Below are 20,099 nucleotides of genomic sequence, written 5' to 3'. Positions count from 1 at the left end.
GTATAGCAGTAAACGAAAATGAGCCGAGGATTATTGTATCATTAACATTTTTTAAGAAAATAGGGATAGTATTGCTGTTTTGAGATGTCTTTTGAAACAACGGTGATTTGGGGCAAAAAGGGAAGGGTAGGCTATTTTATTGAAAATCAATTTTGTTGACCGTGACAGTTGTTGATAACCTTGTTAATAAGTCCAAAAACACGAATAATTCCTATTAAACTAAACTTTTAACTTTGTTCATATTAATTTTAAAATTAAACAAACATGAAAAAAATTATTTTAACCGTTGCTGCAGTATTCGCTTTTGGGTTTGCTAACGCACAAGACAAAAAAGAAGGTTCAGGAGAAGGATTTGCTAAAGGTGATTTGTACTTATCAGGTTCTTTCAACTTTTCAAGTGAGAAAACCGGAGACTTCAAAACAGATAGCTTCACTATCGCTCCAGGACTTGGTTATTTTATCTCTGATAATTTAGCTATCGAAGGTTCATTGGCTTACCTTTCTGGTAAAGAAAATGTAGATCTTTTTGGAGATGGTGATTTATATGAATTGAAAACTTCAGGTTTCGGAATTTCTGCGGGAGTTAAATATTTCTGGACACCTGCAAGCAAATTTTCACTTTCTGTAGGAGGTAATGTTTCTTATGCTTCAATCAAATCTGAAGTTTCTGGATTAGGTGATTCTACTTCAAAAATCATCGGTGTTAATGTTCCTGTAGGATTACATTATTTTGTGTCTAACAGTTTTGCACTTACAACTTCTTGGGGTGGTTTAGGTTATTCATCTAACGACAACGGTGGAAATGGTGCTGAGAAAACTAACGGTTTCAACTTAGGCTTAGATATGTCTGACGTTAGCTTTGGTTTGATCTACAAATTATAATCTCTAGCAACGAGAATAGAAAACCACGCTTTAAGCGTGGTTTTTTTTTGTTAAAAAAAATTAAATCAAAATTTATTTATTAACTAAAAAATCTTACTTTCGCTTCACTAATTTTAAAAATTAAAACAAACATGAAAAAAGTAATTTTTACAATGGCGGCTGTATTTGCCTTAACTTTTGCAAATGCTCAAGACAAAAAAGGAGGATCAAGCGACATGAAATTTGGTGTTAAAGCGGGTTACATCAACTCAAATTTTACTGGGGATTATGATACCGATGCTACTTCAGGTTTCTATGTAGGTGGTTTAGTTGACTTTTCTATTTCAGAAAAATTCCACGTTCAACCGGAGTTGTTATATTCAATGGAAGGCGCTAAAGATGCGGCTTTAAACTTCGTTAGAATCCCGGTTATGGCTAAATACTACGTAATGGAAGGATTAAACCTTCAAGCGGGTCCACAATTCGGTTTTGTTGCCGGTGGTGATGATATTAAAGATAACGTTAAATCATTAGACTATGGTTTAGGAATTGGTGCCGGTTATGAATTAGAATCAGGATTATTCTTTGATGCTCGTTATAACTTAGGTTTGGCTAACATCTCTGATATTGATGGTGTTGATGCTAATACTACTTCTTTCCAAGTTGGTTTAGGATACAGATTCTAATATTTTCTATAAGAAATCTCTAAAAACCTCCCATCGGGAGGTTTTTTTGTGCCCTTACATTTCGTTTCTTTGTAGTATGAATTGGAATACCTACATCAAGAGTTATCAATCGTACCTCAAAATTGAGCGCGGTTTGTCGAAAAATACAGTGGCCAATTATAGCTTTGATTTGGAGCGACTTTGTGGGTTTTTAGCGGAGAATAACATAGTCGTTTCTCCCGAAAAAATCAGTTCCGAGACCATTCAACAGTTTATTTATGACGTTTCCAAAGAACTCAATGCGCGCTCACAGGCCCGAATCATTTCGGGATTAAAGAGTTTCTTTTCGTATTTAATCTTCGAGGATTATCGCACGGATAATCCGATGGAATTAATAGAAGCACCTAAAATAGGTCGTAAACTTCCGGATACGTTATCGGTGCAAGAGATTGACCAATTGATTGCGGCTATCGATTTAACCACGCCCGAGGGAGAGCGAAACAGAGCGATGCTGGAAACACTTTATGGTTGCGGACTTCGTGTTTCTGAAATCGTTTCCCTTAAAATATCGGATTTATTTTTTGATGAAGGATTCCTTAAGATTACAGGGAAAGGGAATAAGCAACGCTTTGTTCCGATAGCCGACAGCACTCGAAAATATATCGAATTGTATAAGAATACCATTCGGGTACATTTGCCGATTGCGAAAGGACATGAAGACACCTTATTTCTCAATCGTCGCGGTAAAAGCCTGACGCGCGCGATGCTGTTTACCATTATTAAGAACTTAGCCGTTAAGATTCAGTTGGGAAAGAATATCAGTCCGCATACTTTCCGACATTCTTTTGCTACCCATTTGCTTGAAAACGGCGCCGATTTGCGCTCTATTCAGATGATGCTCGGACACGAGTCAATAACAACCACAGAAATCTATGTTCACTTAGATAGAAAATATTTAACACAAATCATTCATACATTTCATCCGAGAAAAATGTAGTTTATCGGATTTTGTTGTATTTTTGTGCCGACAAAACATAATCCCCAAATCTGTCTTATAATGAAATTTAACAATGTCTTTATTGTTGATGACGATAAAGTGCATCACTTTATCATCAGAAAGTTGCTTGAAAACAACGGAATTAATGCGATTCCTTACTTCTATGAAAACGGTTATGATGCTCTACAGGATTTGCAATCCAAAAAGGATAGTCATCATGATCTTCCCGATTTAATTTTATTGGATATCAATATGCCGGTATTAGACGGTTGGCAGTTTTTAGAGGAGTTTAAATTGCTCAAAGAATCAATTGAAAAAGAAATTAAAGTACATATTATCAGTTCGTCCGATAATATAATCGATACGGATAAGGCGGAAGAATTCAGGGGCGAGTTTCTGAATTACTACGTGAAACCGATGACGAATGATTTAATCAAAGAAATTTTCAAATAAAAAAGCGGCTAAAAGGCCGCTTTTTTATTAAGATTCCGAAGAAGAACTATTTGGCAATATTTACTGCTCTCGTTTCACGGATTACCGTAATTTTTACTTGTCCGGGATAGGTCATTTCGGTTTGAATTTTTTGAGATATTTCAAACGATAAATTGGCAGCCATTTCATCGCTCACTTTTTCACTTTCTACAATAACGCGCAATTCACGTCCGGCTTGAATAGCGTAGGCATTTTTCACGCCGTTAAATCCGAATGCAATATTTTCCAAATCTTTCAAGCGTTGGATGTACGAATCCAAGACCTGACGACGGGCACCCGGTCGGGCTCCCGAAATAGCATCACAAACTTGTACAATAGGAGAGATGAGGTATTTCATTTCAATCTCATCGTGGTGCGCTCCGATAGCGTTACACACTTCTTCTTTTTCACCGTATTTTTCAGCCCATTGCATCCCCAATAAAGCGTGTGGTAAGTCGCTCTCGGTATCCGGCACTTTTCCGATATCGTGTAACAAACCGGCACGTTTGGCCAATTTCACATTCAATCCTAATTCGGCAGCCATGATGCCACATAATTTTGCCACTTCTCTGGAGTGTTGCAATAAGTTTTGTCCGTAGGAAGAACGGTATTTCATACGACCGACCACTTTAATCAGTTCCGGGTGTAAGCCGTGAATTCCGAGGTCAATTACGGTACGTTTTCCTACTTCGGCAATTTCTTCGTCAATCTGTTTGGTAGTTTTAGCGACCACTTCCTCAATTCGGGCCGGATGAATACGACCATCGGTTACCAATTTGTGTAATGATAAGCGCGCAATTTCACGACGAACCGGATCAAAACACGAAAGGATAATAGCCTCAGGCGTGTCGTCAACGATGATTTCTACACCGGTGGCGGCTTCTAAAGCGCGAATATTTCTACCTTCACGACCAATGATTCTTCCTTTTACATCATCGGATTCAATATTGAATACCGACACGCAGTTTTCAACCGCTTCCTCGGTTCCTACACGTTGAATAGTGTTGATGATAACTTTTTTAGCTTCTTGTTGCGCTGTTAGTTTGGCTTCTTCAATGGTGTCCTGAATGTGTGACATCGCTTTGGTTTTGGCTTCGGCTTTGAGGCTTTCCACTAATTGTTCGCGCGCATCTTCGGCCGATAGACCGGAGATTACCTCCAATTGCTCTACCTGGCTTTTGTGTAGTTTCTCGAGCTCTTGGTGCTTCTTGTCTAACAACTCAAGTTTAGCTTCGTATTCTTTGGTTTTGGCTTCAAAATCGTCGTTGATTTTTTTAGCTTTGGCCAATTCATTCGATACTTGTGACTCTTTGTCACGGGTTCTTTTTTCTACTTCGGCAATTTTTTTGTCTTTATTCAGAATCTCTTTTTCATGTTCCGATTTGAGTTCCAAAAACTTTTCTTTTGCCTGAAGTAATTTGTCTTTTTTAATGTTTTCGGCTTCTACGTTAGCATCTCTCAGTATAGAAGCAGCTTCTTTTTTTGCGTTTTTGAGCATGTTGGAGACGTTGTTTTTTTCGAGATATTTAGCAATCCCGAAGCCTCCGCCGATACCTGCCACGAGGGCAACTATGATTAGTACAATTTCCATGTTAGTTAAGGTTTATATATAAAAAAAGCCTACATTAGGAGAATGCATAAACTCGTAAAGACAAGTTTTGAGCTAACTCGCTGGTCAAGGATCCGCGATAGAAGCGGCATGCTTTAGTAGCGACGATTTGCTCATTCTAATTTGTTAGTGTTGAGTTTACCAATTAAAAACTAATGTAGGCAGTGTCGTAATCTGTGATAAGAACGTTATTTTTTTTCGAGATAATCGAACAATAAATCATTAATCTTTTGCAGTCTTTTTATGGCTTCCGAACCATCAATAGCATTGTCTACTTGCTTTTGTTCTACTTGTGAGGCAAACTGTAAAGCGCACATAGCCAGTACATCTTGCTTGTCGCGCACCGCATAGTTCTCTTCGAATTGCTTAATCATGGCATCAATTTTTTTAGAAGCACTTCGCAGTCCTTCTTCTTGTGACATGTCTACCGTTAAAGGATAGACTCGGTCTGCAATTGATATCTTTATCTTAAGCTTATCCTCCATACTTTAGTCTGACAACTGTGCAATACAGTAATCTATCTCACGGATTAATGAATTTATTTTAAGCTTGGTATCTCGTTTGTTTTCTTCACCGCCTAATAATGAATTGGCCATTTTGAGCGATTCGCATTCCGATTTCAATGTTTTTATTTCGTCGTTTTGCTTCTGAATCAGCATTGCAGCGTGCTCTAATTCTGTCTTCAAATCGGTAGAAGTCTTTTCCAAACTGTTTATTTTCATAAAAAGTTGCTGAATTCTACTTTCAACAGAATCAATTATTTCTGCAATTTCACTCATATATAACTATATTCATTACTTACTTTACAAAGTTAGGATTCTATTTTGTTTGCACAATAGTTTTGACAATTATTTATTTTGTTTTTTGAACGCTACATATAAAGTTTTGTTTTTGAAAGAGTTATAATATAATGACAAAAGCGTAAATTTTAACTTACTTTTTTGTACCTTGGCTAAAACATCTCTCATGACACGAATTGGTTTATTTTTTTTGATTGCCCTTCAAGCATTTGGGCAAAATCAGTATCCGAAGGATTATTTTCGGGCTCCTTTGAATATTCCGCTGCAGCTTTCCGGGAATTTCGGGGAATTGCGCCCGAATCATTTTCATGCAGGCTTTGATTTTAAAACCCAGCAAAAAGAAGGGTTGTTGGTGTATGCCGCGGCGGACGGTTATGTTTCCCGAATTAAAATTGCCGAAAACGGCTACGGAAAAGCGATTTATATTACCCATCCCAACGGTTATACCACGGTTTACGGTCACTTGCAATTGGGTTACGGCGCTATTGAAAAAAGAATAAAGAGCGAACAATACAAAGCGCAATCTTTTGAAATTGATGTCGCACTTCCGCCCGATGAACTCACTGTTAAAAAAGGTGAGATTATTGCCCTGTCGGGAAATACCGGAGGTTCAGACGGTCCGCATTTGCATTTTGAAATCCGCGACACGGCATCTGAAAAAATCATCAACCCGATGTATTTTGGTTTTGATGCTCTAATTACCGACAGTAAAAGGCCGTTGCTTACTAATGTTTTGGTGTATCCGTTAGAGGAAAAGGCGGTGGTGAATCAGGCGAAAAGACCGGTCGCGGTAAGTGTATCGCAACAAGATGACGGAACCTACATAGCGGAAAAAATTACAGCTTCGGGTAAAATAGGTTTCGGCATCACAGCGGTTGACTATGATAATGTTTCCTGGAATACGAACGGGATTTTTAGAGTGGCCACGTTTTTAAACGGAAAAAGGGATTTCGGGTATCAATTTGATACGTTTGCCTTTGATGAAACGCGATACGTCAATGCACTTCTGGATTACGGCAGGTACAAAAAAACAGGACAACGGGTTCAAAAACTTTTTGCCGAAAAAGCCTATCCTTTAAGCATTATTAAAACCGGTGAACGCAACGGAATGGTTGAAGTCAACTCCAACATTACGCAAAATTACCGCATCGAAATTGCGGACTTCAGCGAAAATCTAACACGTGTTTTTATTCCTATCGAATATGCCGCCCTGCCGGCCAAAGTAACCGAAGTGCCGATTACCTCCAACTATAAAGTCAAAGCCGATAAAGAAACTATTTTTGCGCTGGAAAATGTTACGGTAACGATTCCGCCGAACACTTTTTTAAAAGATTTTTACATGGACTTTACGGTGCAGAACGGGCAGCTTCATTTGCATGAAGATGTTGAGCCGGCTTTTGCCAATATGACCATTACTTTTGAAGATACCATTACTCCCGAAAAGGACAGAAGCAAAATGTTTATCGGGCTGCGCGATGGAAAAAAAGTATACTATTACCATACGAAACGCACCAAAAATGCGTTTACTGTGTATTCCAAGTATTTGGGCGATTACCAATTGTTCAAAGATGCGATGCCGCCAAAAGTTAAAATTGATAGAAAAATAGGAGGCAAGTGGATTAGCCAACAACAAGCGCTCACGTTTACCATTACTGATGATTTGTCGGGAATTAAAAGTTACCAAGGAACGCTTAACGGCAAGTGGATTTTACTGGAATTTGATCCCAAGACCAAAAAATTAGTGCATCATTTTGATGATGGTATCGTGGCGGAAGGAAAAAACGATTTAAAACTCATAGTGACGGATAATGTTGGAAATTCTACTATCTTTGAAACACAATTTTTCAGAAGTCAAAAACCTTAAAGTTATAGTTTGAAAACAAATAAGTTCCTGTTTACGCTCCTTTTTTTGGTGTTGAATGCCATTGCTTTTGCTCAAAATCAATCTGCTAAAGTCGCCGGAGTGGTCCTCGATGAAACCAACAAACCCGTAGAAGGGGTTACCGTTAGCTATCAAACCAAATCTTCCGTTACCGATGCCAACGGTTTTTATGAAATCACTGTTCCGGCCAATCAAAAAATAGTGTTGGTGTTTACGCATACTTCCTTAAAAAAAATTACGGTTACTCTATATTTGAGTCCGAATGAGAACCGCGAGTTTCACGTGATGATGAATGATAATGCCGAACAGTTAGGGGAAGTTGTTGTGACCGGAAATAAAAGACGAGTGCAAGGAATAAGCGCTATTGAACCCGAAACAATTCGCAGAAATCCGAGCGCCATGCCCGGAATTGAAAGTGTTTTAAAAGCTTTGCCTAGTGTCAATGCCAACAGTGACTTAAGTTCGGGTTATAATGTTCGCGGGGGAAATTATGATGAAAACTTGGTGTATGTCAACGAAATTGAAGTCTATCGTCCGTTCTTAGTCCGCTCCGGGCAACAAGAAGGCTTGAGTTTTACCAATACCGATATGGTACAAAACGTCGACTTTTCGGCGGGAGGATTTCAGGCGAAATACGGCGATAAGATGTCCTCGGTTTTAGATATTACGTATCGTAAACCCAAAAAATTCGGCCTTACTGCCGAAGGAAGTTTTTTAGGCGGAAGTCTGACTGCAGAAGGCATTTCTAAAAACAAAAAATGGACGGCGCTCACCGGAGTGCGCTACCGCGATAACTCTCTTTTTGTCAACAGCCAGGAAACGCAAACCAACTATCGCCCTACTTTTATGGATGTGCAAACTAATGTTACTTTTTCACCTAACGAAAGATGGCAGTTTAGTTTTTTGGGGAATGCGTCGCAAAACAAATACAATTACCAGCCATTAACGCGTCAAACCAATTTCGGTACTATAGACGAACCAATCGCCTTGCTTATTTTTTATGAAGGTCAGGAAAAAGATCGTTATCAAACGCTTTTCGGCGCTTTCAAAACGACTTTTACCCAAAACGAAAACAACAATTACCGTTTGATTACTTCGGTATATCACACGCAGGAACAAGAGTATTTTGATATTTATGCGGCTTATTTCTTGGGAGAAGTCGACACCAACATTGGTTCGGAAACCTTAGGTGAAGTCACCTACAACAGAGGTGTCGGAACGCAACTCAATCACGCGCGTAACGATTTGGATGCCTTGTTTGTCAATGCTGAAATCAAAGGAACACATCAAATCAACAATAAAAAACACCAAATTGACTGGGGTTTTAAATACACCCGAGAAAATATTCGCGACCGCATCGTTGAATGGGAAGTAATCGATTCGGCCGGGTTTCATATCAATCCGCCGGTGGTAGATATTCCGAACGACCAACCCTACAATCCGTATATCGGGCCATTGGTACCGTATCAAAATGTAAGAGCGACCAATTTTATCGATATCAACCGTTGGTCAGGATTTGCGCAATGGAGTACCAAAACGAATTTGGGCAGTAGCGAATTTTGGGTTACTGCCGGAGCGCGTTTCCACAATTGGATGGTTTCGGGTGACGGGATTTCGAATGCCAAAAGCCAAACGGTATTCAGTCCGCGAGCCCAATTTGCGTTAAAACCCGATTGGAAAAGAGACATGGTTTTTCGTTTTTCTGCCGGTTTCTACCATCAACCGCCCTTGTATCGCGAACTCAGAGATGCTGACGGCGCGGTGAATCCGAATGTTAAGGCACAGCAATCCATTCACTTTGTGTTGAGTAACGATTATAATTTTTTGATGAACAATCGCAAGTTTAAATTGGTTACCGAGGCGTATTACAAAACGATGACCGATGTCAATACCTATACGCTCGAAAATGTGAGGATACGGTATCGCGCCAATAACGATGCCGAAGCTTATGCCTATGGATTAGACATGCGTCTCAACGGTGAATTTGTGCCGGGAACCGAATCGTGGCTGAGTTTTGGGTATATGAAAACAGAAGAAAACCAAAACGGAAGAGGATTTATCGCGCGTCCAACCGACCAAAGACTCAAATTCGGAATCTTATTCCAAGATTATATGCCGAATTTACCCAATATGAAATTATACCTGAATTTGGTGTATAATACCGGTTTGCCGGGCGGTTCGCCTTCGTATGCCGATGCGTACACTTACCAAAGTCGCTTGCGCGACTACCGCAGAGCCGACGTTGGCTTTTCGTATGTGCTTACCGAGAAAAACAACGAAAGACCGAATAGTCATTGGTTAAAGAAATTCGAAGACTTATCCATCGGTTTTGAAATTTTCAATTTATTCAACAATCAAAATGCCATCACCAACACTTGGGTTCGTGACGTATACACCAAAAATCAATACGGTATTCCCAACTACATGACTACTCGTGTATTCAATGTGAAGTTGACAGCCAAGTTGTAAAAATTATTCCTTATTTTTGATATCAAATGTAATGAGATGAAAAAACGGGCTATATATATAGTGTTACTAACCGGTTTGGTTTTGGCGAGTTGTAAAAAAGAAGAATCCACCAAACCCAAGGTAATTTATGAGAACAACCCAAAAACCAAAACGGAAGTTCCCGAAGATACTACGCAAATCGAAATCGCCGATTTGCCGGTGCATTTGAGCGGCACCAATTTTCTGATTTATCCTATCGGAACGGTGACCAGTGATAAAAAAAGCTTAAAATCGTACGATTCCGGTACCGGTTATACAGTTTCCAATTACAGCGAATATCAAATAACCGGTTACTTGCAGAATCTCAAGTTTCAGGAAATGGGGAAAGACACGATTTATGCGTTAACTGATAAAAACATTTTGATTGAAACCGCTACCTATTTGAAAACCATAGCCGATAAATCCAAAAAGCAATTGATGGTGTATTCGTTATGCGATATGGATACCAACAAAGACAATAAACTCGATAATAGCGACATCAAATCGTTGTACCTGAGTGAGGTTTCGGGTAGTAATTTCACCAAAATTTCAGTCGATTTTCAGGAGTTAATCGATTGGAATGTGATTGAAGCTCAAAATAAATTGTTTTTCAGAACCACAGAAGATACCAACAAAAACGGACAGTTTGATAAAGAAGATAAAGTACATTATTTCTTTGTCAACTTGCTGGAAAAAGAGTGGAAGGCTACAGAATATAAACCGATTTAAATCAGAATATCGCTCTCCAAATCGGATTTTTCGATTTCAAAACCAAAGCCGAGTTTTGAAACCAATTCAATAACCAATTTTTTGTACCAATTCTCCGATTTCGGATGAATGTATATCTTCTCGATGAGTTGATTGATGTCGACGTCAATCTTTAATCCGTCGTTGATTTTCATATTTTTTGAGGAGATATCCGAGATAATTCGGACTTCGCGCTCGTATTGAAAACTCTTTCGTTTGAACAGAAAAGGGAAAAACATATCGTTAAACGGAATGTATTCTTTTTTGTAATCAATATAATTGACCTCGCCGATATATTGTTCGAAATTTTGCTCCACAGCCAAAGCCTTTTGCAAACGCCCGATAGTTGATTGAATGGCCAAACCTTCGCTGTTTTGGGTGAAAATTTGCCACATGGCAAACGATTCGTATTCGTTACTGTGCCAACTGCTCACGACAACTTTTTCGCGTTGTGATTTGTAATGCGCTAAAAACTCCGGATTGTTTTCGGAAAGCTTTTTGATTTCTTCGTAGGTCGGTTCGCTGAAGGTGCCTTCGTATTGGTCTTCAAACTTATCCGAGCGCGACATAAACAGTTGTTGTGAAAGCAGTAAATCGAGGAATTTTGACAAGTCCAAATATTTCCAAACCACGGTATCGGGATCATCGGGCAGTTTGATATTGGGATGGTGTACGTACATAAATCACTCAAAAGATTGCATCGAAACCAATTTAGAATAGGTGCCGTTATGGGCTAATAACTCGTCGTGTGTGCCTTGTTCCACAATTTTACCTTTGTGCATTACGACTATGGTATCGGCTTTTTGGATGGTAGATAAACGGTGCGCAATGACAATGGAGGTGCGGTTTTGCATCATGTTTTCCAACGCTTGTTGTACCAATCGTTCGCTTTCGGTATCCAACGCCGAAGTAGCTTCGTCTAAAATCATAATCGGTGGATTTTTTAACACGGCACGGGCAATTGACAAGCGTTGCTTTTGGCCGCCCGAGAGTTTGTTGCCACTGTCTCCGACATTGGTATGAATACCTTCCGGTAAATCTTGGACAAATTCGTAGGCATTGGCAATTCTCAAGGCTTGAATAATTTCTTCATCGGTGGCATCGGGTTTCCCTAAGGCTATGTTTCCTTTGATTGTATCATTAAACAAAATGGAATCTTGGGTTACCAAGCCCATTAAGTCGCGTAATGATTTGGTTTGAATGTCTTTTATATTAACATTGTCAATAGTCACATCACCTTCATTTACATCATAAAACCGCGTCAGCAAATTGGCTATAGTGCTTTTTCCGGAACCCGATTGACCAACCAAAGCAACCGTTTTTCCTTTGGGAATTTCAAGAGAGAAATCCTTGAGAATATTTTCTTTTTCGTATCGGAAATTGATGTTTTTGAGACTTATTTTGTCTTCGAATGTTTTCTTCTCTATCGCATTCGAGCTGTTGGTAATGGTGTTTTCGTGTTCCATCAAAGTAAAAACCCTTTCAGCGGCAGCCAAACCGGTTTTAACCTGATAAGATGCTTTGGAAATGGCTTTTGCGGGAGTCAAAATGGTATAGGCTAACGCAATGTATACAATAAATGTTGCCGAGGATAATGATTTTTCCTCAACTACCAATTGTGCTCCAAACCAAAGTAAAACCGCAATGGTAATAATGCCCAGGAATTCGCTCAACGGCGATGCCAGATTGTTTTTATTTCCGATACTGTTTGATAAACGCAATAACCTATTGATTGAATCATTGAATTTATTGATAAATGAATTTTCTGCATTATACCCTTTCACGACTTTAAGTCCGCTGAGCGTTTCATCTAATATAGAAATAAAAACCCCGTTCTCCTGTTGGGCTTTAACTGATTTTGCTTTAAGGTTTTTTCCGACACGTGAAATTATAATTCCTGAAATCGGAATAAATGCAAAAACAAAAAATGTCAGTTTTGGGCTCATGATAAACATGGTGCCGATAGAAAAAAGAATGGTCAGCGGTTCGCGAACCACCAATTCTAAAATCTGAAAAAAAGAATTCTGGACTTCATTAATATCACCAAGCATTCTGGCCATGACATCGCCTTTTCTTCTCTCGGAATAATAGGAAACCGGAAGATTGATGATTTTATGGTAAAGCTTTTGCCTGATATCTCTTAAAACTCCTGTTCTTAATCGGGTAACATGATACGAAGCAAAGTAATTGGTAATGTTTTTTAAGAATGCTGTGGTAATGATAATTGAAATGACAAATAACAAAGCCCATTTGAGTCCATGTTCCTGCGTTAAGACGGTTATCTTGTAATTCAGAAACTCTTCAGCATACGCTTTGATATTTCCAAATCCTTTGTAAACCGGTTCTTCGTATACTTTTTCAGTGTCTTCAAAAAGAACTTTAAGGGTTGGTATCATCGATACCATCAACAAGGTTGAAAACAGCGCGTAGAAAATGTTGAAGATCACATTCAAATAAATGTGCTTCTTGTATTTCAAAGCAAAAGGAATAATCTTTTTTAAATTTTCATCCATTAGTTCAGCTGCATTTCGGCAATGATATTTTTAATTTTTTGATCCAGTTGTTGTTCGGCTTCCGGAATGTCACTTAAGCTTTCAATAGTGCAATTCACGCTGAAATAAAATTTAATCTTAGGTTCGGTACCACTAGGTCGGGCGCAAATTTTGGATCCGTCCTCCAAATAATAAATCAACACGTCTGATTTCGGAATCGTCAACGGTTCTGTTTCACCTGATAACAAGTTTTTAGCGGTCGAATTTTGATAGTCTTCCACCATAATCACACGTTGACCGTTGATTTCCGAAACCGGATTTTCGCGCAGGTCAATCATCATTTGTTTGATTTGTTGCGCGCCTTCGATGCCTTTTTTAGTGATGGAGATTAAATGTTCTTTGTAGAAACCAAAATCGACAAACATTTGTTGTAATTCTTTATACACCGAGCTGCCCTTTTCCTTGGCTTGTGCGGCAATTTCGCACATCAACAAAATAGCGCCTACTGCATCTTTGTCGCGAACCGCATCGCCCACCATAAAACCAAAACTTTCTTCGCCTCCGCCGATGAATTTCAATTCGGGGTAGTCTTTGATGAATTTGGCAATCCATTTGAAACCGGTTAAACCAACTTTGCATTCCACATTGTATGCTGAAGCTAATTCCAGCATCATCGGCGTCGATACAATGGTAGAACCGATAAATTCTTTGCCTTTAATTTTCCCGGCCTTGCGCCATTGCTCTAAAAGATAATGCGTCATGATGACCATGGTTTGGTTACCGTTGAGCAAAATCATTTTATCTTGGTTGTCTCTCACGGCAACACCCAAACGGTCACTATCGGGATCGGTGCCGAATACGATGTCGGCATTGAGTTTTTCCGCTAATGCCAACGCCATAGTAAGCGCTTCGGGTTCTTCGGGATTCGGAGAAACTACTGTGGGAAAATCGCCATTGGGTACCGCTTGTTCGGGAACAATATTCACATCGGTATAACCGGCTTTCGCCAAAACCGGCGGTACCATTTTGATGGAAGTACCGTGAAGTGAAGTGTATACGATTTTCAAATTTTGTTTGGCGAAAGCCGAAGTGTTGAAACCGGCATTCGCCACGGTAGAATCAATAAAGGCTTGGTCAACGTCCGTATCGATATATTCAATCAAATCTTCATTGGCTTCAAATCGAATTTCGCTGTATTTGAGGTTTTCAATCACCTGAATAATTTCGGCATCTTGTGGCGGCACCAATTGTCCGCCGTCTTGCCAATACACTTTGTAGCCATTATATTCCGGCGGATTGTGTGACGCCGTTAACACGATGCCGGCATGACAGTTAAGGTGTTTAACGGCAAAGGACAATTCGGGTGTCGGACGCATTTCCGAAAAAAGAAATACTTTAATACCGTTGGCCGAAAAGACATCGGCTACAATTTTCCCCAAAACATCACTGTTATGACGACAATCGTACGCAATAGCTACTTTCAGATTTTCGCCCGGGAATGATTTTTTTAAATAATCCGATAAGCCTTGTGTGTTTTTACCCAAGGTGTATTTGTTGATACGGTTGGTTCCGATGCCCATAATACCGCGCATACCACCGGTTCCGAATTCTAAATTTTTATAAAAACTCTCTTCCAATTCTTTAGGAGAAGAGGTCATCATGTCTTTAATCTTCTCTTGCGTTTCTCTGTCAAAGGTAGGCGTAAGCCACTCATTCACTTTGTCTAATATATTTTTTTCAATATGCATCATCGTAATTTTAATCTAAAGCAGCCTTAGTAGTTTACAAATTTACGTTTTCCGAAATTTTGTAACGTTCTTCGTTGTTTTTAGTGCGAAGGATAATTTCTCCCAAAAATCCGGCTAAAAATAGTTGGGAACCAATAATCATGGAGGTTAAAGCAATATAAAAAAGTGGGTTTTGAGCCACTAAAATGGTCGGTTCGTGAAAAACAAAAAGCTTGGTTAACTTGATGGTGATAATCAAAAAGGTTGAAATAAAACCGATAATAAACATCACCACGCCCAGGGCGCCGAATAAATGCATCGGACGTTTGCCGTACTTGGACAGAAACCAAATGGTAATCAAATCGAGAAAACCATTAATAAAACGGCTCATGCCAAATTTAGATTCGCCGTATTTTCGCGCCTGATGAATCACTACTTTCTCGCCAATTTTGGAAAATCCGGCATTTTTGGCCAAAACCGGAATGTAGCGGTGCATTTCACCCGAAACCTCAATATTTTTGATGACAGTGCTTTTGTACGCTTTTAATCCGCAGTTAAAATCATTTAAATGTACGCCTGAAGTTTTTCGGGCAGCCCAATTGAATAATTTCGAAGGCAAATTTTTAGTGACCACCGAATCGTAACGTTTCTTTTTCCAACCCGAAACCAAGTCGAAGTTTTGGTTCATGACCATGTTATACAATTCCGGAATTTCATCGGGACTGTCTTGCAAGTCGGCATCCATAGTAATTACCACATCGCCTTTGGCTTTGGCAAAACCGGCATGCAATGCTTGCGATTTGCCAAAATTTCTCAGAAAACGAATTCCTTTGACATTCGGGTTTTCCTGGGAAAGACTTTGAATAATTTGCCATGAATTATCGGTACTCCCATCATCAATAAAAATAACTTCATAAGCATAGTTATGGGTTGTCATGACTTTGACAATCCATTGGTGTAACTCAGGCAACGATTCCTGCTCGTTTAAAAGCGGAATAACTATGGATATATTCATGTATTAAAAAGTAGCGGGTCTTTCTTTTTTTACTATAGCGCCAATCACTAATGAATGCAATAGTGCTACAAAACAGTTAATGGCAATACCCAGAGGAGCTGTGATATAAGGGTTCATTACTTTTTGCACAATAGCCATTGATAGGTCTAATTGCTCTTGGGTCATATTCGGATTCTCTTTTTGAGTAATGTCTTTAATTTTTTCGATCATATCCGGCAGAAATTCCGGAAAAATCATATTGAAAACGATATAAAAAACCCCATAAAGAAAACTGGCAACGAAAGCGATAGACAAACCTATTTTGATACATTCACCAAAAGAAATGAAGCCATCGTTCAATTTTGTTTTGTAATTATTACATCCCAAATAGATAAATATAAACGGGAAAACTAAATAATTCAACAAGTTCAACACCACGCCGAATGCTTTATTTTCGGTACCGATATTTAAAACATAAGAAATAACTAATTCTAATATCATAATGACGCCGAAAAGAATTCCGAATTGAATTGATGATTTACCGGGAGTAGTTTTTGTTTCCATTTGAATAGGTTTAAATATTGAACAAATATAAGTAATTCCATTATTACTCTATATTAAGTGGTCAACAATTAAAAAAAGTTACACGAAGCTTTGTTTATTGTAAAAAAGTTGTATTTTTGCACACTCAATTTTTAAAAGAAATTATAAACGTTGTAGCGAGTTTACACCTTTTTTAACCGAAAGCTTCAAAACAAAACTACTTCAAAACCATAAAAAGATTTATCATGAAAAAAGGAATTCACCCGGAAAATTACAGATTAGTGGCATTTAAAGACATGTCAAACGATGATGTTTTTATCACAAAATCTACAGTAGAAACTAAAGAAACCATTACAGTTGACGGTGTTGAGTACCCGGTGTATAAAATGGAGATTTCAAGAACTTCTCACCCGTTTTATACTGGTAAATCGAAACTTATTGATACAGCAGGACGTATTGATAAATTCAAAAGTAAATACGCTAAACACGGGAAATAATAGTTTCAGTGTTCAAATTTTAGAAAGACCATTCACGAAAGTGAGTGGTTTTTTTATGCCATAAACTTTACCCAAAACCTTGCCGAACGAATTTTTTTTATAAACTTTGAACTCGCAACGTTATAAACTCGCAACTTAAATGAACTACATACTTTTTGACGGAACAGTACGCAATGCGTTATTGCCCTTTACGTTTACGCGTCCGGTAGCCGATATTCGAATCGGAATCCTGACGATCAGAGAAAAATGGGAAAAACATTTGGGCTACACCACAACTACATTAACAGAAGAATATTTGTCTGAAAAATATCCCATGGTGGAAATGGCAGAGAATATCATGATTAATGCGGCTTTTTTGCCTAATGATGTGTTGGTGGAAATGGTCAAAAGCTTGGAAAAAGGCCAAGCTATTTTTCAGGGCGAAGAAGTTATTGCTTTTTTTACCAATGATACTCAGGAAGAAGTTGATTTTGAAAGTTACGAGATTATTGATTTTCAAGAGGAATGCCTCAAAGTAGAGCATACCTGGGACATTTTTGCCAAAAACGATGCGGCATTGCGAGAGGATTTCGAACTCATAACCGAAGGCAGGCATTCGCAACCTATTCCTAAAAGTGTGAATGTAATAGCACCCGAAAATATTTTTATTGAAGAAGGCGCCAAACTCGAGTTTGTGACGCTCAATGCTTCTACCGGTCCCATTTACATCGGGAAAAACGCCGAAATAATGGAAGGTTCCGTCATCCGTGGTCCGTTTGCTTTGTGCGAATCGGGGAGGGTGAAATTGGCGACTAAAGTCTATGGCGCTACTACAGTTGGTCCGCACTCGGTGATTGGCGGCGAAGTGAGTAATTCGGTTTTGTTCGGTTATTCGAACAAAGGGCACGATGGTTTTTTGGGAAATTCGGTGTTGGGTGAATGGTGTAATATTGGAGCCGACAGTAACAATTCGAATCTCAAAAATAATTACGAAGAAGTCCGATTGTGGAGTTACGAAACGGAAGGGTTTGCACGCACCGGGCTGCAGTTTTGCGGACTCATGATGGGCGATCATAGCAAATGCGGTATTAATACGATGTTCAATACCGGTACGGTAGTAGGGGTTTCGGCTAATATTTTCGGTTCGGGTTTTCCACGCAATTTTGTGCCGAGTTTTTCATGGGGAGGTGCTTCCGGATTTACCACGTACATGACCAACAAAGCATTTCAAACGGCCAAAATTGTGATGGCACGACGCAACGTGGCATTTACCGAACAGGATGCCAAGATTTTAGAGCATGTTTTTGAGGTTACCGGGAAGTATAGAAAAGAGTAATGTCAATTTGAAAATTGGAAGATTCGTTAATTTGAAAATGGTTTTAAAATCTTCAAATCCTCAAATTTTCAAATTAATTTAGTCTGCCTTGAGAAATTTGCCATCTTTGGTAAATTCTAAATCAATTTTTCCGGTTAAATCAACGTCCACATCTTTGTGACCGTAGTCTATGTGGGTAATTTTTTCATTCGGATAATTTTTAGCCACATACGCTACAATTGAGGGAGCGATATAGTCGGTTGGTATGGGTTTCCCTCGACCGTCAATTTCCCGCCAAGTGCCGTCTTTCCAAAATTCTACTTCGGTATTGTCCGACAAGATGACTTCAAAACCTTTTTCTCCGTGTTCCCAATCCTTTTTGGCGATGGCTATAGTGCGCCCAGGAAAATACTTCTCGATAAATTCAGCGGCTCCGGGAGGCAAATCAGCAACACTTATTTTTCTTTGCGCTGTAACCGTCATTGCTGTCGCCAGCAATAAAACAGTAATCATGTTTTTTGCTTTCATAAATCAGGAGTTGTAATGGTTGCTCTAAGGTACTAAAAATTAGTTTTTTAAATGAAAATTTAACAGTATATTGTTGTATTTTAAAATCTCCGAATTGTTTCGTTTTCAAATTAAAACTATCTTTGCCCACTCAATTTTTGACAACGATTTCATTTGTTGAGCTAGCCTATGGAAAATAAAAAGAAAGTCGCCTTTTATACTTTAGGGTGCAAACTAAATTTCTCCGAAACTTCCACTATTGCGAGAAATTTTCAAGACGAAGGTTTTGATCGGGTTGATTTTGAAGAAGCAGCCGATATTTATGTCATCAATACGTGCTCGGTAACCGATAACGCCGACAAGCAATTCAAACAAATTGTAAAAAAAGCCCTCAAGCGCAACGATAAAGCATTTGTGGCCGCTGTGGGTTGTTATGCCCAGCTAAAACCCGAAGAGTTGGCCGCCGTAGACGGCGTAGATTTGGTTTTAGGCGCTACCGAAAAATTTAAAATCACCGACTACATCACCGATTTGTCTAAAAATGAAATGGGTGAAGTGCATTCGTGCGAAATTGAAGAAGCCGATTTTTATGTTGGGAGTTATTCGATAGGCGACCGAACTCGGGCCTTTCTCAAAGTGCAAGACGGTTGCGATTACAAGTGTACGTATTGTACCATACCGTTGGCCCGTGGGATTTCGCGTAGTGATGCCTTGGAAAATGTATTGAAAAACGCGGCCGAAATTTCAAAACAAAATATCAAAGAAATTGTATTAACCGGAGTCAATATCGGCGACTACGGCAAAGGCGAATTCGGAAATAAAAAGCACGAACATACGTTCCTTGATTTGGTCAAAGCTTTGGATGAAGTAGAAGGCATTGAGCGTTTGCGCATTTCTTCTATTGAACCGAATTTGCTCAAAAACGAAACTATCGAATTCGTAGCGCAGAGCCGCACTTTTGTGCCGCATTTTCACATTCCGTTACAATCGGGCAGCAACGAAATTCTTAAAAAAATGAAACGCCGCTATTTGCGCGAAGTCTACACTGACAGGGTTTCCAAAATCCGAGAAGTGATGCCGCACGCATGCATCGGCGTGGATGTTATTGTAGGCTTTCCGGGAGAAACCGATGCCCATTTTCTGGAAACCTATCATTTTTTAAATGATTTGGATATTTCATACCTGCATGTGTTTACCTATTCGGAGCGCGACAACACCGAAGCAGCGGTTATGGATGGTGTTGTACCGATGAATGTGCGCAACAAACGCAGTAAAATGTTACGCGGACTTTCGGTAAAAAAACGCCGCGCCTTTTACGAAAGTCAAATCGGAACCAACCGAACCGTTTTGTTCGAAAGTGAAAATAAAGAAGGCTACATTCACGGGTTTACCGAAAATTACGTCAAAGTCAAAACACCGTGGAATCCGGAGTTGGTGAATACCCTGCACGAAATCAATTTGACGAAAATTGATGAAGATGGCGCGGTGCGATTTGAGTTTTTGAATGTTACGGTGTAAGGAATACA

Annotated in this window: 19 protein-coding genes and 1 other RNA gene; 10 read left to right on the top strand and 10 right to left on the bottom strand. The window is 39.2% G+C overall.

Annotation, left to right across the window (positions count from 1 at the left end):
* Positions 1–264 precede the first annotated feature (264 nt).
* The 4 genes from QHT84_RS08380 to QHT84_RS08365 all read left to right on the top strand — a co-directional run bounded on the left by QHT84_RS08380 (position 265) and on the right by QHT84_RS08365 (position 2,976).
* Complete coding sequence (locus QHT84_RS08380; protein WP_283239110.1) at positions 265–882, top strand: outer membrane beta-barrel protein; 618 nt, start codon at positions 265–267, stop codon at positions 880–882.
* A gap of 131 nt (positions 883–1,013) precedes the next feature.
* On the top strand, positions 1,014–1,547 hold the full coding sequence (locus tag QHT84_RS08375; protein ID WP_283239109.1) for a porin family protein: 534 nt from the start codon (positions 1,014–1,016) through the stop codon (positions 1,545–1,547).
* Positions 1,548–1,623: 76 nt separating this feature from the next.
* Positions 1,624–2,523 carry a site-specific tyrosine recombinase XerD gene (xerD, locus tag QHT84_RS08370; RefSeq protein ID WP_283239108.1) on the top strand — a complete coding sequence of 300 codons (900 nt, stop codon included), beginning with the start codon at positions 1,624–1,626 and terminating at the stop codon, positions 2,521–2,523.
* A gap of 60 nt (positions 2,524–2,583) precedes the next feature.
* Positions 2,584–2,976 (top strand): response regulator, encoded by a 393-nt coding sequence (locus tag QHT84_RS08365; RefSeq protein WP_283239107.1) that lies wholly within the window; start codon positions 2,584–2,586, stop codon positions 2,974–2,976.
* Between the two features lie 46 nt (positions 2,977–3,022).
* Here QHT84_RS08365 and rny read toward each other — a convergent pair whose 3' ends face one another.
* The 4 genes from rny to QHT84_RS08345 form a co-directional block, all read right to left on the bottom strand.
* Complete coding sequence (rny, locus tag QHT84_RS08360; protein WP_283239106.1) at positions 3,023–4,585, bottom strand: ribonuclease Y; 1,563 nt, start codon at positions 4,583–4,585, stop codon at positions 3,023–3,025.
* Between the two features lie 48 nt (positions 4,586–4,633).
* Positions 4,634–4,741, bottom strand: a non-coding RNA gene (gene ssrS / locus QHT84_RS08355) — 6S RNA.
* A gap of 50 nt (positions 4,742–4,791) precedes the next feature.
* A complete protein-coding gene (locus QHT84_RS08350) occupies positions 4,792–5,088 on the bottom strand; it encodes a cell division protein ZapA (RefSeq protein WP_283239105.1) in 297 nt (98 codons plus the stop codon).
* A gap of 3 nt (positions 5,089–5,091) precedes the next feature.
* Positions 5,092–5,382, bottom strand: a complete 291-nt coding sequence (locus QHT84_RS08345) for a hypothetical protein (protein WP_283239104.1) — start codon at positions 5,380–5,382, stop codon at positions 5,092–5,094.
* Positions 5,383–5,569: 187 nt separating this feature from the next.
* Between QHT84_RS08345 and QHT84_RS08340 the strand changes: the two genes are divergently transcribed.
* From QHT84_RS08340 to QHT84_RS08330, 3 genes are read left to right on the top strand one after another with little or no spacing between them, the layout of a single operon-like run.
* Positions 5,570–7,267, top strand: a complete 1,698-nt coding sequence (locus QHT84_RS08340; RefSeq protein WP_283239103.1) for a M23 family metallopeptidase — start codon at positions 5,570–5,572, stop codon at positions 7,265–7,267.
* Between the two features lie 9 nt (positions 7,268–7,276).
* Positions 7,277–9,754 (top strand): TonB-dependent receptor, encoded by a 2,478-nt coding sequence (locus tag QHT84_RS08335; protein WP_283239102.1) that lies wholly within the window; start codon positions 7,277–7,279, stop codon positions 9,752–9,754.
* A 36-nt stretch (positions 9,755–9,790) separates the two neighbouring features.
* Positions 9,791–10,501: a hypothetical protein gene (locus QHT84_RS08330; protein WP_283239101.1), complete on the top strand. Its 711-nt coding sequence runs from the start codon at positions 9,791–9,793 to the stop codon at positions 10,499–10,501.
* On the opposite strand, the gene QHT84_RS08325 is transcribed toward QHT84_RS08330, so the two are convergent.
* The 5 genes from QHT84_RS08325 to QHT84_RS08305 are packed head-to-tail and all read right to left on the bottom strand — an operon-like array spanning position 10,498 to position 16,296.
* Positions 10,498–11,199, bottom strand: a complete 702-nt coding sequence (locus QHT84_RS08325) for a hypothetical protein (protein ID WP_283239100.1) — start codon at positions 11,197–11,199, stop codon at positions 10,498–10,500. The two genes, QHT84_RS08330 and QHT84_RS08325, sit on opposite strands and share 4 nt — an antisense overlap.
* A gap of 3 nt (positions 11,200–11,202) precedes the next feature.
* Positions 11,203–13,032 (bottom strand): ABC transporter ATP-binding protein, encoded by a 1,830-nt coding sequence (locus QHT84_RS08320; protein WP_283239099.1) that lies wholly within the window; start codon positions 13,030–13,032, stop codon positions 11,203–11,205.
* Positions 13,032–14,759 (bottom strand): phospho-sugar mutase, encoded by a 1,728-nt coding sequence (locus tag QHT84_RS08315; RefSeq protein ID WP_283239219.1) that lies wholly within the window; start codon positions 14,757–14,759, stop codon positions 13,032–13,034. Before QHT84_RS08315 ends, QHT84_RS08320 begins: the two co-directional genes overlap by 1 nt.
* Positions 14,760–14,793: 34 nt before the next feature.
* Positions 14,794–15,753 carry a glycosyltransferase family 2 protein gene (locus QHT84_RS08310; RefSeq protein ID WP_283239098.1) on the bottom strand — a complete coding sequence of 320 codons (960 nt, stop codon included), beginning with the start codon at positions 15,751–15,753 and terminating at the stop codon, positions 14,794–14,796.
* A gap of 3 nt (positions 15,754–15,756) precedes the next feature.
* A complete protein-coding gene (locus QHT84_RS08305; RefSeq protein WP_283239097.1) occupies positions 15,757–16,296 on the bottom strand; it encodes a DUF4199 domain-containing protein in 540 nt (179 codons plus the stop codon).
* 224 nt (positions 16,297–16,520) lie between these two features.
* On the opposite strand from QHT84_RS08305, the gene QHT84_RS08300 reads away from it, so the two are divergent.
* Together QHT84_RS08300 and QHT84_RS08295 are read left to right on the top strand one after the other, a co-directional pair.
* A complete protein-coding gene (locus QHT84_RS08300) occupies positions 16,521–16,772 on the top strand; it encodes a type B 50S ribosomal protein L31 (protein ID WP_283239096.1) in 252 nt (83 codons plus the stop codon).
* A 139-nt stretch (positions 16,773–16,911) separates the two neighbouring features.
* The gene (locus QHT84_RS08295) at positions 16,912–18,087 is read left to right on the top strand and encodes a GlmU family protein (protein WP_283239095.1); all 1,176 of its coding nucleotides are present in this window, start codon (positions 16,912–16,914) and stop codon (positions 18,085–18,087) included.
* 78 nt (positions 18,088–18,165) lie between these two features.
* Here QHT84_RS08295 and QHT84_RS08290 read toward each other — a convergent pair whose 3' ends face one another.
* Entirely contained in the window at positions 18,166–18,594 is a 429-nt protein-coding gene (locus tag QHT84_RS08290) for a PepSY-like domain-containing protein (RefSeq protein WP_283239094.1), read from the bottom strand.
* A 168-nt stretch (positions 18,595–18,762) separates the two neighbouring features.
* On the opposite strand from QHT84_RS08290, the gene mtaB reads away from it, so the two are divergent.
* On the top strand, positions 18,763–20,091 hold the full coding sequence (mtaB, locus tag QHT84_RS08285; protein ID WP_283239093.1) for a tRNA (N(6)-L-threonylcarbamoyladenosine(37)-C(2))-methylthiotransferase MtaB: 1,329 nt from the start codon (positions 18,763–18,765) through the stop codon (positions 20,089–20,091).
* Positions 20,092–20,099: the final 8 nt, after the last annotated feature.

The sequence above is a fragment of the Flavobacterium sedimenticola genome (assembly GCF_030053345.1).
GTDB classification, from domain to species: domain Bacteria; phylum Bacteroidota; class Bacteroidia; order Flavobacteriales; family Flavobacteriaceae; genus Flavobacterium; species Flavobacterium sedimenticola.
Note: the sequence above shows the minus strand (reverse complement) of the source record. Positions and strands in the feature narration are given on the sequence as shown.